At 66.5% G+C, this 20,980-nt stretch carries 16 protein-coding genes; 9 read left to right on the top strand and 7 right to left on the bottom strand.

What is annotated here, in order from left to right:
- The first annotated feature begins 10 nt into the window (after positions 1-10).
- From EKL94_RS15155 to EKL94_RS15165, 3 genes are read left to right on the top strand one after another with little or no spacing between them, the layout of a single operon-like run.
- Complete coding sequence (locus EKL94_RS15155) at positions 11-889, top strand: alpha/beta fold hydrolase (RefSeq protein ID WP_126929705.1); 879 nt, start codon at positions 11-13, stop codon at positions 887-889.
- Positions 886-1,362, top strand: coding sequence for a MaoC family dehydratase (locus EKL94_RS15160; protein ID WP_126929706.1), 477 nt, complete (start codon positions 886-888; stop codon positions 1,360-1,362). The genes EKL94_RS15155 and EKL94_RS15160 overlap by 4 nt, the downstream gene beginning before the upstream one ends.
- Positions 1,363-1,398: 36 nt before the next feature.
- Positions 1,399-4,728: a hybrid sensor histidine kinase/response regulator gene (locus EKL94_RS15165; RefSeq protein WP_126929707.1), complete on the top strand. Its 3,330-nt coding sequence runs from the start codon at positions 1,399-1,401 to the stop codon at positions 4,726-4,728.
- Positions 4,729-4,732: 4 nt separating this feature from the next.
- On the opposite strand, the gene EKL94_RS15170 is transcribed toward EKL94_RS15165, so the two are convergent.
- Positions 4,733-5,407: a response regulator transcription factor gene (locus EKL94_RS15170; protein WP_010485636.1), complete on the bottom strand. Its 675-nt coding sequence runs from the start codon at positions 5,405-5,407 to the stop codon at positions 4,733-4,735.
- Positions 5,408-5,536: 129 nt separating this feature from the next.
- On the opposite strand from EKL94_RS15170, the gene EKL94_RS15175 reads away from it, so the two are divergent.
- Entirely contained in the window at positions 5,537-7,183 is a 1,647-nt protein-coding gene (locus tag EKL94_RS15175) for a fatty acid--CoA ligase (protein WP_126929708.1), read from the top strand.
- Between the two features lie 19 nt (positions 7,184-7,202).
- On the opposite strand, the gene EKL94_RS15180 is transcribed toward EKL94_RS15175, so the two are convergent.
- Positions 7,203-7,802 carry an NADPH-dependent FMN reductase gene (locus EKL94_RS15180; RefSeq protein ID WP_126929709.1) on the bottom strand — a complete coding sequence of 200 codons (600 nt, stop codon included), beginning with the start codon at positions 7,800-7,802 and terminating at the stop codon, positions 7,203-7,205.
- Between the two features lie 137 nt (positions 7,803-7,939).
- Positions 7,940-9,589, bottom strand: coding sequence for an ABC transporter ATP-binding protein (locus EKL94_RS15185; protein WP_260473441.1), 1,650 nt, complete (start codon positions 9,587-9,589; stop codon positions 7,940-7,942).
- 168 nt (positions 9,590-9,757) lie between these two features.
- Between EKL94_RS15185 and EKL94_RS15190 the strand changes: the two genes are divergently transcribed.
- The 4 genes from EKL94_RS15190 to EKL94_RS15205 are packed head-to-tail and all read left to right on the top strand — an operon-like array spanning position 9,758 to position 15,694.
- Positions 9,758-12,142 (top strand): TonB-dependent receptor plug domain-containing protein, encoded by a 2,385-nt coding sequence (locus EKL94_RS15190; RefSeq protein ID WP_126929710.1) that lies wholly within the window; start codon positions 9,758-9,760, stop codon positions 12,140-12,142.
- A gap of 10 nt (positions 12,143-12,152) precedes the next feature.
- Entirely contained in the window at positions 12,153-13,616 is a 1,464-nt protein-coding gene (locus tag EKL94_RS15195) for a DUF3526 domain-containing protein (RefSeq protein WP_126929711.1), read from the top strand.
- Positions 13,613-14,971 carry an ABC transporter permease subunit gene (locus tag EKL94_RS15200; protein ID WP_126929712.1) on the top strand — a complete coding sequence of 453 codons (1,359 nt, stop codon included), beginning with the start codon at positions 13,613-13,615 and terminating at the stop codon, positions 14,969-14,971. The genes EKL94_RS15195 and EKL94_RS15200 overlap by 4 nt, the downstream gene beginning before the upstream one ends.
- A 12-nt stretch (positions 14,972-14,983) precedes the next feature.
- A complete protein-coding gene (locus tag EKL94_RS15205; protein WP_126929713.1) occupies positions 14,984-15,694 on the top strand; it encodes an ABC transporter ATP-binding protein in 711 nt (236 codons plus the stop codon).
- Here EKL94_RS15205 and EKL94_RS15210 read toward each other — a convergent pair.
- From EKL94_RS15210 to EKL94_RS22445, 3 genes are all read right to left on the bottom strand, one after another.
- On the bottom strand, positions 15,691-17,532 hold the full coding sequence (locus EKL94_RS15210; RefSeq protein ID WP_126929714.1) for an asparagine synthase-related protein: 1,842 nt from the start codon (positions 17,530-17,532) through the stop codon (positions 15,691-15,693). The two genes, EKL94_RS15205 and EKL94_RS15210, sit on opposite strands and share 4 nt — an antisense overlap.
- Before the next feature lie 12 nt (positions 17,533-17,544).
- Positions 17,545-18,246 (bottom strand): lasso peptide biosynthesis B2 protein, encoded by a 702-nt coding sequence (locus EKL94_RS15215; protein ID WP_126929715.1) that lies wholly within the window; start codon positions 18,244-18,246, stop codon positions 17,545-17,547.
- Between the two features lie 84 nt (positions 18,247-18,330).
- Positions 18,331-18,483 (bottom strand): hypothetical protein, encoded by a 153-nt coding sequence (locus EKL94_RS22445; protein ID WP_162292569.1) that lies wholly within the window; start codon positions 18,481-18,483, stop codon positions 18,331-18,333.
- Between the two features lie 192 nt (positions 18,484-18,675).
- Between EKL94_RS22445 and EKL94_RS15220 the strand changes: the two genes are divergently transcribed.
- Positions 18,676-19,602 carry a hypothetical protein gene (locus EKL94_RS15220; protein WP_126929716.1) on the top strand — a complete coding sequence of 309 codons (927 nt, stop codon included), beginning with the start codon at positions 18,676-18,678 and terminating at the stop codon, positions 19,600-19,602.
- A 24-nt stretch (positions 19,603-19,626) separates the two neighbouring features.
- Here EKL94_RS15220 and EKL94_RS15225 read toward each other — a convergent pair whose 3' ends face one another.
- Positions 19,627-20,583, bottom strand: coding sequence for a LysR family transcriptional regulator (locus EKL94_RS15225; RefSeq protein ID WP_126929717.1), 957 nt, complete (start codon positions 20,581-20,583; stop codon positions 19,627-19,629).
- Between the last annotated feature and the right edge of the window lie 397 nt (positions 20,584-20,980).

A 20,980-nucleotide genomic window follows, 5' to 3' on the forward strand; every position in this document is an offset into this window, starting at 1 on the left:
AAGCTTCTGCATGACGCAGCCTTACGACGACCTGTACTGGAACAGCAATGATGGATTGCGCCTGCACGCGCGCGACCATGCACCCGATGCGGGGCAGGCAGCGCGTGGCACGGTGGTCTGCATTCCAGGACTGACCCGCAATGGCGCCGATTTCGACGCGCTGGCCGATGTACTCACCGCCGAGGGCTGGCGCGTGATCGCGGTCGACCTGCGCGGTCGTGCAGGGTCGGAACGCGCATATGACCCGTCCAGCTACAACCCACGTGCCTATGCGGATGACATGGTCGCGCTGCTGCGCTCGCAGAACATCGACAAGGCGGTGTTCGTCGGCACCTCGCTGGGCGTGCTGGTGACCATCACCCTCGCCTCGCGCGCGCCGGAGCGGATCGCGGGCGCGGTGCTCAACGATGCCGGCCCCAAGGTGCCGCGTGAGGCGCTGGCACGGATCGGCAAGTACGCCGGCAAGCCGGTACCACCGATGGACCTGGTGCAGGCCACGGCTTACGTGGAATCCATCGGCAAGGCTGCGTTCCCGCGCTTCAGCACCGAAGACTGGCGGCAGATGGCGGTGCGCACCTTCCGCCCGCGCAGCGATGGCCTGCTGGAACTGGACTACGATCCGGCAGTGATCCGTACCACCCGGCCATGGCTGCTGTGGCTGTTGCGTCCGCTGCTGTGGCGTGCGGTTCGCGGGCTGACCGCCCGGGTGCCGGTGCTGGTGGTGCGCGGTGCGCTGTCCGACATTCTGCCGGCCGATGTCGCGCGGCAGATGGCGGCCACCTCGGAAAGTGCCCGCCTGGTGGAGGTGCCCGATGTGGGGCACGCGCCGATGCTGTCCGAGCCAGAAGCACGTGACGCGATCCTGACCCTGCTGGAGCGCGTGGCGTGAGTGCGGACAGCGACCTGCCTCCCGCCCTGCAGGCGTTGCAGCAGTGGGCCGCCAGTGAGCGGCTGAGTGGCGTGACCTGCGTGGACCAGGCGCGCATCGATGCTTTTGCCGACGCCACCGGCGACCACAACTGGATCCATGTCGATCCAGCACGGGCGCAGGCGCAGATGCCGGGGGGGCATACCATCGCACATGGCTTCCTGTTGCTCTCGCTGACGGTGGAGGACGATGTGGCCGCCCTGGCCGGCTTCCCCGGCATCGCCCATGTACTCAACTACGGCTTGAACAAGGTCCGCTTCCTGGCGCCGGTGCCGAGCGGGTCCGAGGTGCGGGTACGCTCGCAGCTGGTGTCACTGGATGCGCGCCAGCCCGGCCAGTGGCTGCTGACCCAGCGCAAGGCCGTCGAGCGGGTCGCCGATGGCGAGCTGGCACTGGTCGCTGAGCAGCTGTCACTGATCGTGATCGCCGCCTAGCACCACCCTGCCCGGTTCTCTCCCTACACTGGAGCGATGTTGACGCCCTCCATCGTCCTCTTCGCCTGCATTGCATGGACCGCACTGCTGTTTGGCGTGGCGCTGTGGGGCGAGCGCCGGGGGCACCGGCTTTCGAAGGCATGGCCGCTCATCTATGCACTGTCGCTGGCTGTGCACTGCACCGCGTGGACCTACTACGGTGCGGCCTCGCAGGGGCTGCAATGGGGTTTCCCCATTCCACCGACCCTGGCCGGCATGGCGCTGATCTTCGCGTTGGGCCTGCCGTTCCTGCTCCGCCTCGGGCGGCTGGCCAAGCAGCACAACAGTGCCACCATCGCCGATCTGGTCGTTGCACGACTGCGTGCCGATCGCGGCCTCGGCTTCACCATCACCCTGGTGGCGCTGTTCGGCATCATTCCCTACATCGCACTGCAGCTGAAAGCCGTCAGCCAGGGGCTGGGTGCCCTGCTGGGTGATCGGTTCGCGCCAGCCGGTGCGCAGCTGGACATGTCGTTCTGGTTCGCGCTGACGATGGCCGCGTTCACCCTGCTGTTCGGTGCACGCAAGGCCTCGGCCACCGAGCCCAACCGCGGCATCGTGGTCGCGCTGGGCCTGGAGTCGGTGTTGAAACTGGTCGCACTGCTGGCCATTGGCCTGTATGCGGCGCTGTCCGTGCACAAGGCCGGCACACCGCTGCTGGCGAAGATGGCGCAGCTGCCACCACCGGCCATCGTGCCGGACTATCTCACCATGGTCGCGCTGGGGGCGATCTCCGCGTTCACCCTGCCCCACCAGTTCCATGTTGGCGTGGTCGAGCTTCGCCAGACCTCGGACCTGAAGACCGCACGCTGGATGTTCCCGGTCTACCTGCTGCTGATCGGACTGCCATCGGTGCCGATGGCATTGGCCGGCGCCGCGCAGCTGCCGGCCTCGGTATCGCCTGACCTGTACGTGCTGGCGCTGCCGCAGGCCGGTGGCCATCATCTGCTGGCGCTGCTGGCCTATCTGGGCAGCCTGAGCGCGGCCACCGGCATGATGATCCTGTCCGGGCTGACCCTGTCGATCATGCTTGGCAACCATGGATTCGGTTCGCGCCTGCTCGGCGGCATCGAGGGCGGCGTGGCCAACGCCGATCTGCGCCCGCGCGTGCTGGCGTTCCGCCGTGCCGGCATCCTCGCCGTGTTCCTGATGTCGTGGCTGTACAGCCGCGCGATGAGCGACACCGAGGCACTCAGCGATTTCGGCCTGATGTCCTTCACCGCGCTCTCGCAGCTGGCACCGGCTGTGCTGCTGGCGGTGTATCGCCCACGTACGCCCTCCGCGGCCATCATGGCCGGCATTGTGCTGGGCTCATTGGCCTGGCTGTGGCTGGTACTGCTGCCGATGGTGATCCCGGCCGCGACGCCGTCGGTCGGCGCCGACGGGCTGCATTGGTTGTCGGTGGTCTCGCTGCGCGTGCAGCCGGGGCATATCGCCATCAGCATGGGGGCCAGCCTGGCGATCAACCTGCTGACCGTGGCCCTGGTGTCGCGGGCCGTGCGTCCGTCATTGCCGCGGAGGCGGGATGCGGTGGCTGCGGCGTCCCTGCGCAGGACCGCCGGACGCTTCCTTGGCCAGGAGCGTGCGCGCCAGCTGCTGGAGGGCCACGCCGGGCAGATGCTGGATGACGACCGGGTCACCGCCGTCGAGCGTGAGCTGACGGCCGTGGTCGGCGCAGGCATGGCACGGCTGCTGATCGAAGCCGCACGCGAGGGCGGCGCCGCGCCGCTGGATGCGGTGACCCGCGCCGTCGGCGAGGCCACCCAGGCGCTGCGCTTCAACCAGCGCCTGCTGGAAGCCGCGCTGGAGAACATGAGCCAGGGCATCAGCGTGGTCGATGCGCAGTTGCAGCTGGTGGCCTGGAACAGCCGCTACGCCGCGCTGTTCAAGTTCCCGCCGGAGCTGCTGCAGGTCGGGCAGCCGGTGGTCAACCTCACGGCGTGGGCACTGGGGCAGCTGAAGATCGGCGATGGCCCCGGCGACACGCCCACCAAGGCATTGCAGCGCCGCGTCGCGCATATGCGCCGTGGCACGCCGCACCTGTCCGAACGGATCTTCCCCGATGACACCATCGTCGAGATCCGCGGCAACCCGATGCCGGGCGGTGGCTATGTAGCCACCTTCACCGATGTCACGGCGTTCCGCCGCGCGGAGGATGCGCTCAAGCGCAGCAATGAAACCCTGGAACGCCGCGTACAGGACCGCACCGCACGGCTGCAGCAGGCGGTCCAGGAGGCCGAGCGCGCGAACGCGGCGAAAACCCGCTTCCTGACGGCGGTCGGCCATGACCTCATCCAGCCCCTGCATGCGGCCCAGCTGCTGACCGAGGCGATGTCGCAGCACATCGAATCCGAGTTCCTCGACAGTTTCCTGCGGCAGATCCGCGGCGCACTGGATTCCACCGATGACCTGCTGTCCGGCCTGCTCGATATTTCGCGACTGGAAGCCGGTGGGCTGGTGGCCGATCCGCGCCCGTTCGCGCTGTCGACGGTCTTGGATCCGCTTGCGCAGGAGTTCGCGGTGCTGGCGGCGGCGCGCGGGCTGCAGTTCCGCCACGTGCGGAGCCAGGCCTGGGTGCATAGCGATCCCCTGCTGCTGCGCCGGGTGCTGCAGAACTTCCTGGCCAATGCCATTCGCTACACCCGCCACGGCGGTGTGTTGCTGGGTGTGCGCCGCCAGGGGCAGGCACTGATGATCGGCGTGCATGACACCGGCCCCGGCATTGCTCCGGAGCAGCAGGCGGTGGTGTTCGAGGAGTTCCACCGGGTCGATCGCAGCAACGGCCAGGGACTGGGACTGGGCTTGACCATCGCCCACCGTATCGCCGATCTGCTGCATGCACCCTTGCACCTGCGCAGCGTGCCCGGGCACGGCTCGGCCTTCTCGATCAGCGTGCAACGCGCAGCACCGCCTGTGACCCCACGCAGTTCGCCACCGACGGGTGGCAGCAACGCCCTCAAGGGTATCCGCGTACTGGCAGTGGACAACGACCCGGACGCACTGGAGGCGATGCGGCAACTGCTGCTTTCCTGGGGCTGCGACGTCATCGCGGCAGGCAGCGCCGATGACATCGGGCTCTCAGCGCACGAGGCGGCACTGTGGCTGTTCGACTATCACCTGGATGACGGCGATACCGGTGTTGCGCTGTGGCAGCGGCTGGCGGACATGCATGGGCCGCGGCCGACGGTGATCCTCAGTGCGGATACCGGCAGCGATACGCGCGAGGCGGTGCGCGGCGTTGGCCTGTCCCTGCTCAACAAGCCGTTCAAGCCGTTGGCGCTGCGCTGGGCGATCAACCACCTGCTGGCGGCCACTGCCACGCGCTGACCGTTCAGGGCTCGGGCAGCTCTTCGATCTGCCGGGACGGATCGGCCAATCCCATTTCGTGCAGCACGCGGATGGCCTGCGCGCGGTTGCGCACGCCCAGGCGCTCCATGATGCGTGTCATGTGCGCCTTGACCGTGCGCAGCTGTACGCCCAGCCGGTCGGCAATCTGCTTGTTGAGCAGGCCCTCGGCCACCAGCCCCAGCACCTTGTACTGATGTGCCGACAGGCTGGCCAGGCGCGCGGCGAGATCGGCATCCCTGCTGAACGGCGCCACCCGCGCCACCGGTTCGCGCAGCAGCGCCGGGATCCAGCGTTCGCCCTCCAGCACGGACTGCAGCGCGGACTGCAGCTCGTTCAAACCCGAGCTCTTGGGCAGGTAGCCCGCGGCGCCGAGGTCGATGGCGCGCCGGATCACCTGCGGCTCCTCGTTGGCGGAGACGATGATGATCGCCAGGCCCGGCTGCAGCGCACGGATCGTGGCCAGCCCGGCCAGCCCGTGGTTGCCCGGCATGTGCAGGTCCAGCAGCATCAGGTCGATCGACTGGTTCTCGATCACCTCCAGCACGCCGTCCAGCGAATCAGCCTCGCTGATCTGCAGATCGGCGACCGCCTCTTCCGCCGCGCGATGCAGTGCCGCGCGGAACAAGGGGTGATCATCGGCGATGAGCAGGGTTGGCATGTCCTGGCGAGATTATCAAATCGGGTGCGCGCGGGAACAGGTACCTAGGTACGCTGGTACAGCAGGAATGGCTTGCTAGTGTGGTGCGGAGAAGGCCGGCGACCGCAACGCCGCCCACGAGGAAATACCATGTCATCCGCCCCCACTCCCGATGCCCATGCCTATCCACTGCTGATCAAGCAGCTGCTGCTGATGCCGCTGGCGGTGAGTCCTGAACAGGAAATCGTCTATGGCGACCAGGTGCGATTTGATTACCGCACCCTGCAGGCGCGCATCGGCCAGCTGGCGGGCCTGTTGACCTCGTTGGGAGTCGGCCACGGCGACACGGTGGCGGTGATGGACTGGGACAGCAACCGCTACCTGGAGGCCTACTTCGCGGTGCCGATGATCGGTGCGGTGCTGATGATGGTGAACGTGCGCCTGGCCCCCGAGCAGATCGCGTATACGCTGAACCACAGCGGCGCGCGGGTGATCCTGGCCAACCGCGAGTTCCTGCCGCTGCTGGACGCCATCGACGAGCAGCTGCCGGACCTGCGCACGCGCATCCTGCTGGACGATGCCGGTGGCCCGCTGCCGCCAGGCTTCGCCACCGATTACGAAGCGGGCCTGCGTGATAGCACGCCGGTCGTCCGCTTTCCGGACTTCGACGAGAATGCCCGTGCCACGGTGTTCTACACCACCGGAACCACCGGATTGCCCAAGGGGGTCTATTTCAGCCACCGGCAGCTGGTGCTGCATTCGCTGGCGGCGATGGCCGCGCTCGGCGGCGCACCCCGCCAGGGCCGCCTGCATCGTGACGATGTCTACATGCCCATCACCCCGATGTTCCATGTGCACGCGTGGGGCCTGCCCTACGTGGCTACCGCGATGGGCATCAGGCAGGTCTATCCGGGGCGCTACCTGCCTGCAACGCTGCTGGCGTTGATCGCCCGCGAAAAGGTGACCTTCTCGCACTGCGTGCCAACCATCCTGCACATGCTGCTGGAGCACCCGGACGCGGCGCAGACCGACCTGGAGGGCTGGAAGGTGATCATCGGCGGTGCCGCCCTGCCCCGTGCGCTGGCGCAGCGTGCACTGGCACGTGGCATCGACATCTTCGGCGGCTATGGCATGTCCGAGACCTGCCCTCTGCTCACCATCGCCCAGATCGACGTGGACAGCGTGACCGATGCCGATGAGGTGCTGTCACTGCGCACCAAGGCCGGCATTCCGGTGCCGCTGGTGGACCTGCGCATCGTCGACCCGGACATGGGCGATGTCGCCCATGATGGCGTCGCCACCGGCGAAGTAGTGGCGCGTGCCCCCTGGCTGACCCAGGGCTACCTGCACGATCCCGAGGCTTCGGCAACGCTGTGGGCGGGCGGCTACCTGCACACCGGCGACATCGGCAACATCGACGAAGGTGGCTACCTGCGTGTCACCGATCGCATCAAGGACGTGATCAAGACCGGTGGCGAATGGATCTCCTCGCTCGCGCTGGAAGACATCATCGCGCTGCACCCCGCGGTCAGCGAGGTCGCGGTGATCGGTATCGCCGACGCGAAATGGGGCGAGCGGCCGCTGCCGCTGGTGGTCAGGCAGCCGGGCCGCGATGTGTCAGAAGCGGAGATCATCGAACTGGTCGCAGCGCGCAGCCGTTCCGGAGACATCTCACGCTATGCGATTCCGGAGCGTGTCAGCTTCGTGGATGCGATCGAGCGGACCAGCGTGGGCAAGATCAACAAGAAGAAGCTGCGCGGGCTGCATGATCCGGGCCCTGGCACCGGCGGGCGCTGACGCCTTCTGCCGGCACCGCTCAACCGCGCGACGCCCCGCCCTGCAGCAGCTGGACCCAGCTCTGGAATCCCTCCAGGAAGCGCTGCAGGCGCTTGCGCGTCGCCACGTCGAAATCTTCCGCGTCATTGTCGTAGGCGGCCGCTGCTTCGGCCACATAGAGCTGTGGCGAGGCCATGGTCAATGCGCCCATGGCGGTCAGTGTATGCCGCAGCTGCGACTGCGCCAGTTTGGTGCCCCAGTGACCCGGCGTGGCGCCGATGATCGCCACCGGTTTGGCCGAAAGGACCGTGCGGTACTCGGCATCGTCGCGGGACAGCCAATCGAGCGTGTTCTTGAGTACGCCGGGCAGTGACTGACTGTACTCCGGCGTGGCGATCAGCACGCCGTCAGCGGCTGCAATGGCCGCGCGCAGGCGCTTGACCCCGGCAGGACCGGCCGGGTCGGCGGCTTCCAGGTCTTCGTCGAACAGCGGAATATCGGCAATGGTGTCATGCACGGTCAGCAGCAGGCCCGCAGGCGCGGCGCCTGCTGCAGCCCTGACCAGGCGCCGGTTGTAACTGTTGCTGCGCAGGCTGCCGGCAAACGCCAGGATGTTCAGCGGTGGAGGGTTGTCGGACATGCGGGATTCCTGGAATGAGTCGGTGCGGGGTCACGGGCCAGGCATCGACAGCGCGGGAGGCACCGGGAACGGACGCGCACAGCGTACCCCAGAAGCATCGCGCCCCAGCTGCAGGTGCAGGTGTCCGCCAGGTCCCGTCAGCCCGTGGCAATCACGATCACCTGGTCGGCTGCGGTCACCACGCTGCGGCGATGGGTGATGGCCACGATCGTGACATCACCGGCAAGCGCACGGATATGGCCCATGATCTCGCGCTCGGTCGCCTCGTCCAGCGCCGAGCTGGCTTCATCCAGGAGCAGGATGGCGGGCTCTCCGTAGAGTGCACGGGCAATGGCGATGCGCTGCCGTTCGCCGCCGGAAAGTTTCAGGCCGCGCTCGCCCACCGTGGTTTCAAAGCCCTCGGGCAGCGTGTCGATCAAGGCCAGGATCGATGCCTTGTGGGTCGCGTGACGCAACCGGATGTCATCGCGCGGGCGCCCCAGCAGGATGTTGTCGGCCAGGCTCTCGTTGAGCAGGATGACATCCTGGGGAACGACGGCGACGGTGGCGTGCCACGCGGCACGGTCGATGTGGGCCAGGTCGGTGCCATCCACCAGGATACGACCGTGCTGGGGCTCGATGGACTTCAGTGCCAGCTTGAACAGCGTCGACTTCCCTGCCCCGGTCTCCCCCATCAGGAAGTTGATGCCGCCGCGCCCGGCGTGGAAGGACGCATCACGGACGCCGCGGCCATTGGTATAGCGATGGCTGACCTGCTCGAATTCGATTCGGCCGCATTCCCCATGGAATCGGCCGGCGTTCGCTGCCTGGCGTTCTTCGGGGGCCGCCCACAGTGCCGACAGCGGCTTCAGCAGCGTCCACGAACGGGCCACGTCATCGATCGAGCGCGCAATCATTTCAAAAGGCATGTTGAGCTGCAGCAACAGCAGGTTGAACAGCACGATATCGCCGACGCTCAGGTCGCCGCTCTGGTAGCGCGGGAGCAGCAGTGCAAAGGTGACGATGAACTCGGCCGCCAGGCCGATACCCAGCAGCGCGATGAAGCCGATCCGCTGCAGCACGTAGGCGCGCCAACTGTCGCGCACCTCCTGGGCCTTCTGTTCGAAGCGCTGGATCATCCACGCGCTGCCGCCGAACTGGCGCAACGTCTCCATCGCGTTCATCGCATTGCCGACGAAGCGCGCATTCTGCTGGCCCGCCTCGACCGCCGCCTCACGATGGATCCGTGCTCGCCGGGTGGCGATGGCCGAGAGCGTGACGGCCACAGAACCGTAGCCCAGCACGATCGCCACCATCTGCAGATTGATCAGTGCGCCCAGTGTCACCAGGGTGAGCAGGATCTGCAGTGCGCTGGGAATGAACACCACCAGGCCGAGCTGCACCACGATCTTCAGGGCGTTGCGGCCCTTCTCCCCGGCCACCTGCAGTTCGGCCGCGTTGTAATCCAGGAAGAAACTGTGGGTCTTCTTCAGAAGGCGCGCGAAATAGCGGGTGCTGGTGATGAAGCCCAGGTTCTCGCCACTGAGGAACGACAGGTACTGCACGGTGTTCTGCAGGATGCTGGCGGCACCAAGCATCACCGCGTAGAGCAGGAACCATCCCGCCAGTTCACGCAGGCCTTCCGCGCTGATGCGGTCGATCAGGCGCGAGAACAGGTACGGCGCTGCTACCGTGGCCAGGCTGGAAAGCACGACAATGGCGGCAATCGACAGCAGCAGCCTGCGGTCCGCCTTCCAGTACGCGGCGAGGATCTCGGTGACCGGGGGCGGCAGCGCGAACATTTTCATCAGCGTCGGTCCGGCATCGGTGCAGTGGCTCCTGTGTGGCGGCGCAGCTGCCCTCTCGGCACAGCGGAAGGTCGTCACGCATCCTGAATGATATGATATAACATCGCCATTGAAGGCGCGATGGCTCGTGCCGCAGACCAACATCCGATGAGATCGATGGACCGGGGCATGAACAACGCATCCACCGCCAGGCCGGCGGCACTGGTGGTCGCCAGCCTGGCCGCCGCGCTGCAGCTCAACGCGCCGGCAATGGCGCAGGACGCCGGCACTCCCGGCAGCGCTGCCCAGGGCGACCGGCGATCCGATACCGCCACGCTGGACAAGGTGATGGTCATTGGCAGCAACATCCGCGATGCCATCGGCGGTGGCGCCTCCCCGGTCATCGTGATCGACCGGGAGACCATCGATCGAACCGGGGTGGCCTCGTTGCAGCAGCTCTTCGAGAAGCTGCCGCAGAACTTCGGTGGCGGCGCCAACGGCGCCAATGTCGGCAATCTCGGCGTCGACCGCGATACCGGCAACAACTTCGGCCAGGGCACGGCCATCAACCTGCGTGGCCTCGGAACGGGCACCACGCTGACGCTGATCAACGGCCACCGCGTGACCTCCTCGAACCGCTATCAGTACGTCGACATCTCACTGATTCCGCTCAGTGCCATCGAGCGCGTGGAGATCCTCACCGATGGCGCCTCTGCCATCTACGGCACCGACGCCGTCGGCGGTGTGGTCAACATCGTCCTGCGCCGCGATTTCACCGGCTATGAGACCTCGCTGCGTTATGGCAGCGTCACCCGCGGCAACATGGACGAGTACCAGGCATCACAGTCGGCGGGCTGGTCCTGGGAGGGCGGCCATCTGATGGCCAGCTACGAGTTCCTGAAGCAGGGCAACCTCGCTGCGGTCGACAAGGACTTTTCCCGGAACGTCACGGTCAGGCCGTACGACATCTATCCCGGCTCGAAGCGGCACAGCCTGTACCTGGACGGTGTGCAGGAACTCAGCGATGTGCTGACGCTCAACCTGACCGGCTCCTTTGCCAAGCGCGAGATGGACACCACCATTTCCGGCACTGCCGACGAGACCCGCCTGTTCCCGCACACGCGGCAGTTCGATGTGTTCGCCGGCCTTACCCTCGAGCTTCCGCGCCAGTGGCAGGCCCGTCTGAATTCCGGATTCGGCAGGAGCGACGTCTCCTACGAAAGAACCACCATCACCGGCAGCTCGGTCAGCACCGCACCGCCGACGGATACGAACTCCGAATCGCGCTATCTGGAAGTGATCGCCGACGGCGAGCTGTTCAATCTTCCGGCCGGCGGCGTGCGCGCGGCATTCGGTGCGGGTTACCGCCGCGATGGCTATGAACTGCTCGACCACCGTGGGCTTGAGAAGCCGCTGGACCTGCAGCGCACGATCCGTTCCGCCTTCGCTGAGCTCAACATTCCGCTGCTGGCAGACATGCCTGGCGTTCACCGGCTGTCGCTGACTGCCGCCGCACGCTACGACGACTACAGCGATTTCGGTTCCACCCTCAATCCCAAGCTCGGCCTGCTGTGGGAAGCAACGGAAGGACTTTCGTTGCGCACCAGCTACGGCCGCTCCTACCGGGCGCCGGTCTACCAGGACATGCAGCTGAACAACACCGTGGTGGTGGCCAAGGTACCCAACCCGAGCGCGGTCAACGGAAGCACCGTGCTGATGATGCTCTCCAACGGCAACCCGGATCTGGGGCCAGAACGTGCCAAGACCTGGACCGGCGGCTTCTCGTTCGCGCCCCCGTCGCTGCCGGGCCTCAAGGTCGACGCGAACTACTATCACATCGAGTATGCCGACCGGATCGGCAGCGGGTTCGGCGGCAGTTTCCCGTCGCTGTTCCTGCAGTCCACCGCGCCCTATGCGGACCTGCTGACCGTCAACCCGACGCCGCAGCAGATCCAGCAGGCGCGCCAGCTGGGCGCCTCCGGCCTGGGCCTGTTCGTATCGCGGGTGGGCCCTTATGCCCTGACGCCAGGAACCGATGAAACCAGCAGCGAGGTCATCCTCGACAACCGCTTCCGCAACAACGCGTTCACTTCGCAGCGCGGCGTCGATTTCAATGCCTCCTACGATTTCGACGCTGGCCAGGCCCGCTTCGCGCTGAACCTTGCCGGCCAGTACATCATCGATTCCAAGCGCCGCGTGACCGCCACCTCGCCCGAGGTGGACGCGGTGAACGCGGTGTACTTCCCGGTCGACCTGAAGGTGCGCGGCGGCCTCGCCGTGAGCCACCGGCAGGTCGCCGGCGGGCTGTTCGTGAACTATGTGGACAGCTATCGCGACCCCGCCAACCGCATCGACCCCCATGTCAGCTCGTGGACGACGGTCGACCTCAATCTCAGGTATGACTTCAACGGTGCTGCCGGTGCCGGACAGGGCACCTCACTGGCCTTCAACGTGCAGAACCTGTTCGACCGGAATCCGCCCTTCATCGTCAACAGCATCAACACCGGTTTCGACCCGACCAATGCAACGGCGCTCGGCCGCTTCCTGTCCATGACCTTGACCCATCGCTGGTAGGGCGACCGCCATGAGCGATGCCTCCCCCGCCCTCTCCAGGCCCGCATCGGCCCTGCGCCAGACGCTGGCCGTTGCCGCGACCCAGCTGAAGCTGATGTGGCGCGAGCGGCGCCTGTTGTGGCTCGCACTCACCCTGCTGCTGCTTGCGGGAGCGTCGGTTGGTACGGGCGCAGCACGCCTGGCCCAGCAGGCCCTCGAGCGCCAGATCGTAGCGGAGCAGGAGGCGGAGCTGTGGGACAGCCAGGGCACGATCGACCCGCATGCCGCCGCCCACGTCGGCCGCGCCATCCCCGCGCCGGTGCGGCCGCTGGCGGCGCTCGATCCGGGCATCACGGATTTCGTCGGCACGTCGGTGTTCATTGAAGGCCACGCGCAGAACCCGGCCCGGCACCGACCCGTCGACGCCGGCACCGCGCTCAGCCGGTTCGGTGGCTTCTCCGCAGCATGGGCACTGCAGGTCGTGGCGCCCCTGCTGATCATCCTTGCCGGATTCGCCAGCCTTTCCGGCGATGTCGCCCGCGAGACCCTCCGCCAGGAGCTCGGCAGTGGTGCATCGGCCCACGTGCTGATCGGTGGCCGCCTGATCGCGCTGGCGACGGCATCGCTGCTGCTGGTCCTCGCCCTGCTGGCGGTCAGCCTTCCGGGCATGGCCGGCCGCACCCTCGGCACGGCCGACATCATGGCGCTCGTTGCGATGGTCGCGGCGTATGCGCTCTATCTCCTGGTGTTCTGCGCCATCACCATCGGTGTCTCGGCGCGCTTCAGCGCAGCACGCACGTCGCTGGTGGTGCTGCTCGGCTTCTGGGTGGTAGCCACCCTGCTCGCGCCACGGGTGGCCCCCGCACTGGCCGAATCGCTGGATCCCACGCCTACCGCACCGGCGTTCCGGGCAGCGGTCACCGAGGACGCAGAGCACGGCGCCGATGGCCACGACCCGGCGGACAAGCGGCTGGATGCATTGAAAGCAGAGATGCTGGCACGCTACCAGGTGAAGGACGTGGACGATCTTCCGGTCAACTTCCGTGGTGTGGCACTGGAGTTCGCCGAAGCGAATTCCACCGAGACCTACAACCGCCACTTCGAACGCATCTATGCCACCTACCAGCGGCAGGCGATCACGCAACGCGCCTTCGCGACGTTGTCCCCCACCCTCGCGCTGCAGGCCGCGTCACGGGCACTGGCGCGCACCGACTTCCCTGCACACCTGGCGTTCCTGCGCGGGGTTGAAGACTATCGCTACCGGTTGATCCAGGCACTCAACCTGGAAGTGAAACAGCACAAGGCCGCGAACGGCAGCAAGCATCTGGCCGATATCGCGACGCTTACCCGCTCCGTGGCGTACAGCCCGCAACAGCCATCGCTGGGCCACATCGCTGCGGCACAGTCGGTAAACTTCGCCATCCTGCTGGCCTGGGTGCTGCTGGCCCTGGGGCTGGTGTTCACGTCGGCGCGGCATCTCGGGAGTGCCCCATGAGCAGCCTGTCGATCGCAGGGCATGAGATCCGTCGCCTGCTGCGTGACCGGGCGTTGCCGGTGCTGCTTGGCCTGCTGGTGGTACTGGCGGCCTATGCAGCATGGAATGGCAGTGCATGGGTCGGGCAGCGCGAGGCAGCCATCAGCCTGATCAACGCGGAAGAGCAGGATGCCAGGGACCGCAGCCGGGGGTTCGTTGGCAAGGCGCCGTCGGTACTGCCCCGCGTCCAGCCGGTACTCCCTCCCGGCCCGATGGCGGCGCTGTCGATCGGGCAGGCGGAAGCCTACCCCTACACCGCCGACGTGGTTGCGCTGGGTGACCGTACCCAGCTGCTCAGGCATGTGTGGTCCGACATCGGCAATCCCGCCGTGCAGGCCGCAGGTCGATTTGATCTGGCCTTCGTCATTGTGTTCCTGCTGCCCCTGGTCATCCTCGCGACCACCTTCGATCTCTGGTCGCGCGAACGCGAGCGCGGCATCACAGCGTTGGTGTTGTCACAACCCATCGCGGCAGGACGGCTGATCGCGGTGAAGGCATCGGCCCGCGGCGCCATCGTGCTGCTGCCTGCACTGGCCATCATCCTGGCCGTTGCCGCTGCCTCGGGCGCAACAAGCCCTTCCGGCCTGGCCGTGCTTGCCCTGATCGTGCTTGCCTACGGCAGTTTCTGGCTGGCGCTGGCGGTGCTTATCGGCTGCTTCGCCCGGCGCACCACCGAGGCCGCCATCGCCGCCGGTGCACTGTGGCTGCTGATCGTGGTCATGGCCCCATCGCTGGCTCTGGCGGCAGTGAATCTGAGGGTTCCACCGCCTTCGCAGATGCAGCTGGCGACCGCGCTGAAGGCGCAGCTGGCTGACATCACCCGCCAGCAGCAGCTGCGTCACGCGGCAGAACCACCCGCCACGCGTTCGCCCGCGCCGCGCATTGCGGACGCCGTACGCGTGGCCTACGCCGATCTTGTCCAGGCCGATCAGGCCATCGCGCCCTTGATCGCCGCGCATGCGGAGGCTGAGGACGTGCGACGCCAGGCACTCGACCGGGCGCGCCTGCTGTTGCCGTCGGTCGCGGTGCAGGATGCACTGGACCGCCTCGCCGGATCCGATGCCGACCGGGCGCTGGCGTTCCAGCAGCAGGTTCTCGCGTACTGGCAGGCCCGTCGGCAGCTGCACAAGGCGTATCTGGACCGTGACCTGCCACAGACGCTGGACGAGTACGACGCCCTGCCCCGTTTCGAATTCCAGGACACGGCGGGCGTCCTGCAACGCGGTGTACTGATCGACCTGGCCGCGTTGGCTGTCGCCACCCTGCTTCTGCTGATCGCGGCCTGGTCGATGCGGCGTCGGCTGGCCACCCCCTGAGGTACATCACACATGCTGACTGCAACGCATCTGGTCAAGGAACACGGCACGCATCGGGCGCTGGATGATGTGAGCTTCACGGTGCGCCCCGGCGAGATCTTCTGCCTGCTGGGTGCCAACGGGGCCGGCAAATCGACCACGATCAAGCTGTTCCTGGGCTTCCTCGAACCCACCTCCGGATCTGCCGAGGTTGACGGGCTCAGTGCCTGGCAGCGGCCGCAGGAGGCGCGCCGGCGCCTGTTGTACATCCCGGAGAACGTCGCGCTGTATGACGAACTGACCGGCTATGAAAACCTGGATTACTTCGCGCGCCTGGCTGCGGTGGAGCAACGCTCGCCCGCACGGCTGAAGGAAGCGCTCAGGTCCGCCGGTCTGGCGCCCGAGGCATTCGGGCGGCGCGTCGGGCTTTACTCCAAGGGCATGCGCCAGAAGGTGGGCATCGCGCTGGCCATCATCAAGGAAGCCAGGGCACTGCTCCTTGATGAGCCGACGTCCGGCCTGGACCCGACCGCCTCGGCCGAATTCCACGAGCTGATCGTGCGCCAGCGCGACCGCGGCACGGCGATCCTGATGGCCACCCACGATCTGTTCCGTGCCCGCGAAGTGGCGACCACCATCGGGCTGATGCAGGCCGGCAGGCTGCGCAGGACGCTGGATGCCAGCACGATCACCGCCAATGACCTGGAGAGCCTCTACCTTGAGGAAATGAGCCGGAGCGCCTAGGCCACGCCGGCCGCAGGCGCGCCTGGCCGGCCCATCCAGCGCCTGAGCCAGGCTTCGATGTTGACCTGTGGGCCGAAGATGCCCAGCACCTGGGATGAGTGATCCGGGCTGACCCTGCGGATGCCCGCGTCGGCCGATGCGCTGTCGATGTAGCCCCGCCGCGCCAGCAGGCCGTCCACCAGCAGGCCCCTGATGAACTGCTGATGCCGCTGGGTGACCGCCACCGAGTGATCGTCGAGGTAGGACTTCACCTTGCGCGACAGCAGCGCCTGCGGCAGCAGGCCCTGCAGTGCACGACGCGCGATCGTCCGGTCTTCCGCGCCGGCCATCAGCAGGTGCAGCGGCAGGCGGGCGAACAGTTCCACCACAGGCTGCGCGCTGATGGGTGATACGCCGTGCCAGCGTCCGGCACCCTCAAAGGGATCGAGCACGCTGGTCGGGAAAATCATGCGGCCGATATGCGCCAGCTTGTACGGAGAGAGCCTGTGCCCCTGTGCGCGTGCGTGCCGCAGCCAGGCCGGCGGCGTGCCATCCTGTTCGGAAGGATCCACCTTCACCCATTCGCACGGGTTGCCCCAGCGGCCGTTGATGCTGCCTGGCTTCTTGAACACGCCATGGACGAAGGCATCCTTGAATACCCCGTACAGCGAATCGCCCGACTGCGCGGTTTCGAACGCGACACGGAAAAAGTCGCGGTCGATCCCACGCCGCCACGCATAGTCGATGGCAGCGGCATTGCCCTTGAAGCGCAGGAAGACCGCATCGCCGCCGACACCGGTGAACTGCACCGTATCCGCGTCGAAATCCACGTCGCGCCGATGCAGCAGGTAGCCCGAGCAATGCGCAGGACGGGCGGTTCGCGGGAAGTCCATGATCTCTTCCAGCGAGCAGTGCGGCTGCCGCTGGTACTCGACGAACTCGCAGCTTCTTCCGGAGGATTCACCGGCACCGGCAACCGCCATGCGCGCGAACATGCGCTCATCGGCACCAATGCCGGCATCGTAGTGATGGACGCACTTCACCTCCGGTGCGGACGGCGCATGCAGCAGGCCGGCGAGGACAATGGAGGAGTCCAGCCCGCCGGACAGCTGAAGCTGGATGCATCGATGCTGGCTCGCCAGCGCACCGATACAGCCCAGCAGCGTTGCACGTGCCAGCTGCACGGCTTCCTGCAGATCTTCGATGGGCGCTTCACTGGCCTGCCGCACCACATCCCACTGGAAGTGCCGGCCAACCGGCTGGCCATCGCGGATTGTCACCGCCTCGCCCGCCTCGATCGCGGTGACCTCCTCGAAGCCTGTCTGCAGGCCGTCCCGGAACGGGAACAACAGCGAGTAGGACAGGAACGACCAGTCGACGCTGAACTCACGCAAACCCAGCAACAGGCAGTCTTCCATGCTCGAAAAGACCACCGTCAGCTGATCGACCGTGGTCATGTAACACGGAATCTCCGCCGTCGGGTCGCGCAGCACGAACCAGCTGGCGGTATCCGGCTGGTAGCCCAGAGCGACGTAGCGGCCCCAATATTGCTCGACCAGGCTCCTGCCCTGCGTGCTGCAGGCGGCCTCGGCCGAGACGGGATCAGGGAACGCCTGGGCGGGAACGGTATCGGCGCCGAACGCTTTGTGAAACAACTTGCCGAGTACCACCAGCGAGCCGGACCGGCTGCATTCGAAGTAGCCAGGGTTGTCACTCTGGGCATAGACCGCGGCCCCGCTGCCCCTCATCACGCAGTCGATTCCGGGGCGGTCTGCCTCGATCCGTTCCATGGCCTGCAGGGCCTGCGCACGGGCGGATTCGGAATGTTCGTTCCAGAACAGAGCGATGTATCGGTACATGCCTCAGGCCGGTTACAGCACCAGGATGGGCGTCATCCGGCGCAGATTGAAAGGGATGTCGGTCAGGACCTGGTCGCCGTGCTGCAACCAGCAATGCGCTGCGAACGGCTGGGTCCGCACCGCGAACACCCACGCAGGAACGATGCCGTACCGCGACAGGAACTCGCGCATGGCCAGGCAGTAGAGGAAGCACTCATCGGTCTTCCTGAAGGCGATTGGTCGCAACCAATCGAACACGCGAACCAGCAGGGCCAGCTGCTGCAGGTCCACCTCGTCCGGCGTGGATGCCTGGCCGCGCCTGCGCGCTGCCGAAACCGTGTAACTGAAAGGCAGGAACGTCCTGCTGCAGGCCGCGCGCGTTACCGAGGCCAGGAAGCGGCGCAGATCGCGGGCCGTGATCGTCGGACATCCTCGGGGCTCGCCCTCGCGCACCCAGTGCCGGGGCAGCGCGATCGCGGCGCTTGCTGCGGATTTGCCACGCTGCGGATCCTGGGTGATCAGGCGCCGATCAAGCAGCGACTGCAGCATCCTCGGCCTCGGTGCTCCGTCGGAGGCCAGGGGCCAGTCCAGCACCAACCCGCCAAGCCCTGCCGCCCCGCGCCGATCGATGGAGAGATAGCTGCCGGAGGCCTGGTCAAGAATGACCATCGCGTCGCCGGTCACACAGACATGTGCGTGCTTCGAAAGGAAGTAAGGGGCTTCAGGCTGGTCCATCGCGAGCGTGATCTCATGCTGCTGCAGGCATCAGAGCGGTGCATGCGGGGGGCATGCACCGCAGGTCATGCATGGCGCGATGGATCAGGGCGAGGTGGTCGGGAAGACGCCATCCCACAACGTGCCGTGGTTGTGCGCCTTGGTTTCGGAAACCACCGAGCCCAGCTCGATCAGTTCACCCTGGTCTTCGTGATTCTGCTCTCCAGCCACTACGCCCAGCTCAATCAGTTCGTTCATGAACATCTCCTCTAGTCAGTGGATGCACCCACGCGATGCAGTGGATGCATGGCAGCCGAGCCAGCGTCGCCCTGCATGTTTCAGGACGATTGCCGCCAAGGCACTCAAATGTTACGATATAACATCTTATTTTGGCGTGACGACCGACCGTGATCGGACGTCGCTGCAGCGACTCCCAAGAGAGCGAGATGGATGCCCATTGAGATCAATGACGATGGCCTTGATCCCACCCTTCTGCTGAAGGGCCTGTTTCCGCTGCCGAAGTTCATCCGCTTCGTCAGGGAGCGTTGCCCGCCAGGGAGCTTTGATGAGGCGACGCTGGTAGAGGAGTGGCGGAACGCGCGTGCGCTGGTGCGCCGACTTCATCAGGACGAAGCGGATGATGCCGATGCCATGGATGTCCTCGCCCTGCCGGAAGAGATGCGGCCATTGGCCGAACAGGCCCTTCGCCAGCCTTCGATGCACCGCATGACGAGCATGGTGCCCCGCAGCTGGCAGATGGTGGAGATCGATCGCCTGGTGGTCTTCCAGGAATGCATCAACCTGCACCATATCGATCAGCTTGCGGCAACCACGTCCGCGTCACCCGATGCGCGCGAAATCATGGAGCTGGTGGCGCGAACGGGACGCCACGCACATCCGGATGTGCGCTTTACCCAGTCCGATGGCAGCTACACCTTTGCATCTGCATCCAACGACCTGCGGTTCCTCGACGTGGCGACGGTCGATCCTCGTACCATCGCCGGCTACGAGCCGTTCGGCGCGGCCAGCCACGCCCTTGTCATCTATCTCGGTTTCAGCGACAACCTGATCAGTGCCACACGCGTTGGCCGCCGGATCATCCTGACCAACGGCTCGCACCGGCTGTTCCTGCTGCGCAGGCTCGGCTTCCGCCATGCGCCCTGCCTGGTGACCGATGCGTCCGACAGCGATCTTTCCGACGTATTGTTGCCCGCCGCGGTGAAACAGGATCGGCAGTTCTATCTGGGCGCTTCGCGACCGCCGATGTTCAAGGACTACCTGGATCCGCGCCTGACCTGCACCGTGCCGGTTACCCGCAAGCACTATGCGCTCAGGGCCAAGCTGGATCTGCAGAGGATCACGATTCCGGCGCTGTAGTGCCTGCCGCCCAGCAAGCACGGCTCAGTCTGGATGATCAGGAAATTCTTCCCCGGGTACCGCATCCGCCGGGGCTTCGAGCCCTTCGTCCTTGAACCGCAGGGCAAGGAAGTCGATCAGCGCCCGTACGGACGGCAGCAGGCCCCGGCGCGAGGGAAACACCGCGTGGATGATCTCCCTACGCGGCGTCCATTCGGGCAGCAGCTGGATCAGTTCGCCCCGGTCCAGGTGTGCATGCACCCATTTCGTCGGCATCTGCACGACGCCGATGCCGGCCACCGCGGCCGATCGCAGCATGGGCATGCCGCGTGTGACCAGGCGTGGCTGATGCGGCACATCAATCCGCGCGCCGTCGGGCCCGAACAGCGTCCAGGCGTAGTCCTGCTGGGGCGCGCCGTGGTGAAGGCTCGGCAGGCGACCCAGCTCCATGGGCTCGCGCGGCGCCTGCCAGTGCTCCAGCAACGCCGGGCTGGCCACCAGGCATTGTGAGCGCCCGGACAGAACGCGGATGGCGAGCTCCGAGTCTTCCAAACGTGGCGGACGCACGCGCAGAGCTACATCGATGCCCTCGCCCACCACATCCACACGCCGATCGGTCGATTCCAGGTGAACCTCGATCAACGGATGGAGGGCCATGAAATCGGTGACCATGTCGCCCACACGCTCTTCAAGCAGCGTCACCGGGCAGGTGATCCTGACCACGCCGCGGGGTTCCGCCCTGATCACCTCGATGGCTTCTTCGGCAGCTTCCGCTTCGACCAGCATCGCGCGGCAGTGGCTGTAATAGGTGTGCCCGATATCCGTGACCCGGAAGTGCCGGGTGTTACGAACGATCAGGCGAACTCCCAGGCGCTGTTCCAGCAGTGAGATTCTGCGGCTCAGGTTGGATTTGGGGATGCCCAATGCGCGCCCGGCCTGCGAGAAGCCTCCGTGGTCGACGACGAGAACAAAGTACTGGAGGTCGTTGAGGTCCAGAAGCATCGTCGTCCAATGGGTGGGAAGCTGCTGCCAATTCTAGCGGCCTAGTCGCTGTGGTTTCAGCGCCTTAGGTTGGCGTCCGCGCCAGTCCGGCAGGTTCAGCCATCTGCCTTGGTGCGATATCGCCCCCCTCCCAAGGAACGCATCGTGCCCCACCTGCTTCTTATACACACCTGACGCTGCCGACGGTCTTACGCGTAGAGCGCTCTAGGGTGCCGGTGATGCTGAGATACAAGACATCTACCACCACAGTTCACCAACCAGTCGACCCCCCCCCCCCCCCCCCCCCCCCCCCCCCCCCCCCCCCCCGACCCCCCCCCCCCCCCCCCCCCCCCCCCCCCCCCCCCCCCCCCCCCCCCCCCCCCCCCCCCCCCCCCCCCCCCCCCCCCCCCCCCCCCCC

The sequence above is a fragment of the Stenotrophomonas maltophilia genome, from assembly GCF_003970865.1.
In the GTDB taxonomy this organism is placed as follows: Bacteria; Pseudomonadota; Gammaproteobacteria; order Xanthomonadales; family Xanthomonadaceae; genus Stenotrophomonas; species Stenotrophomonas maltophilia_AR.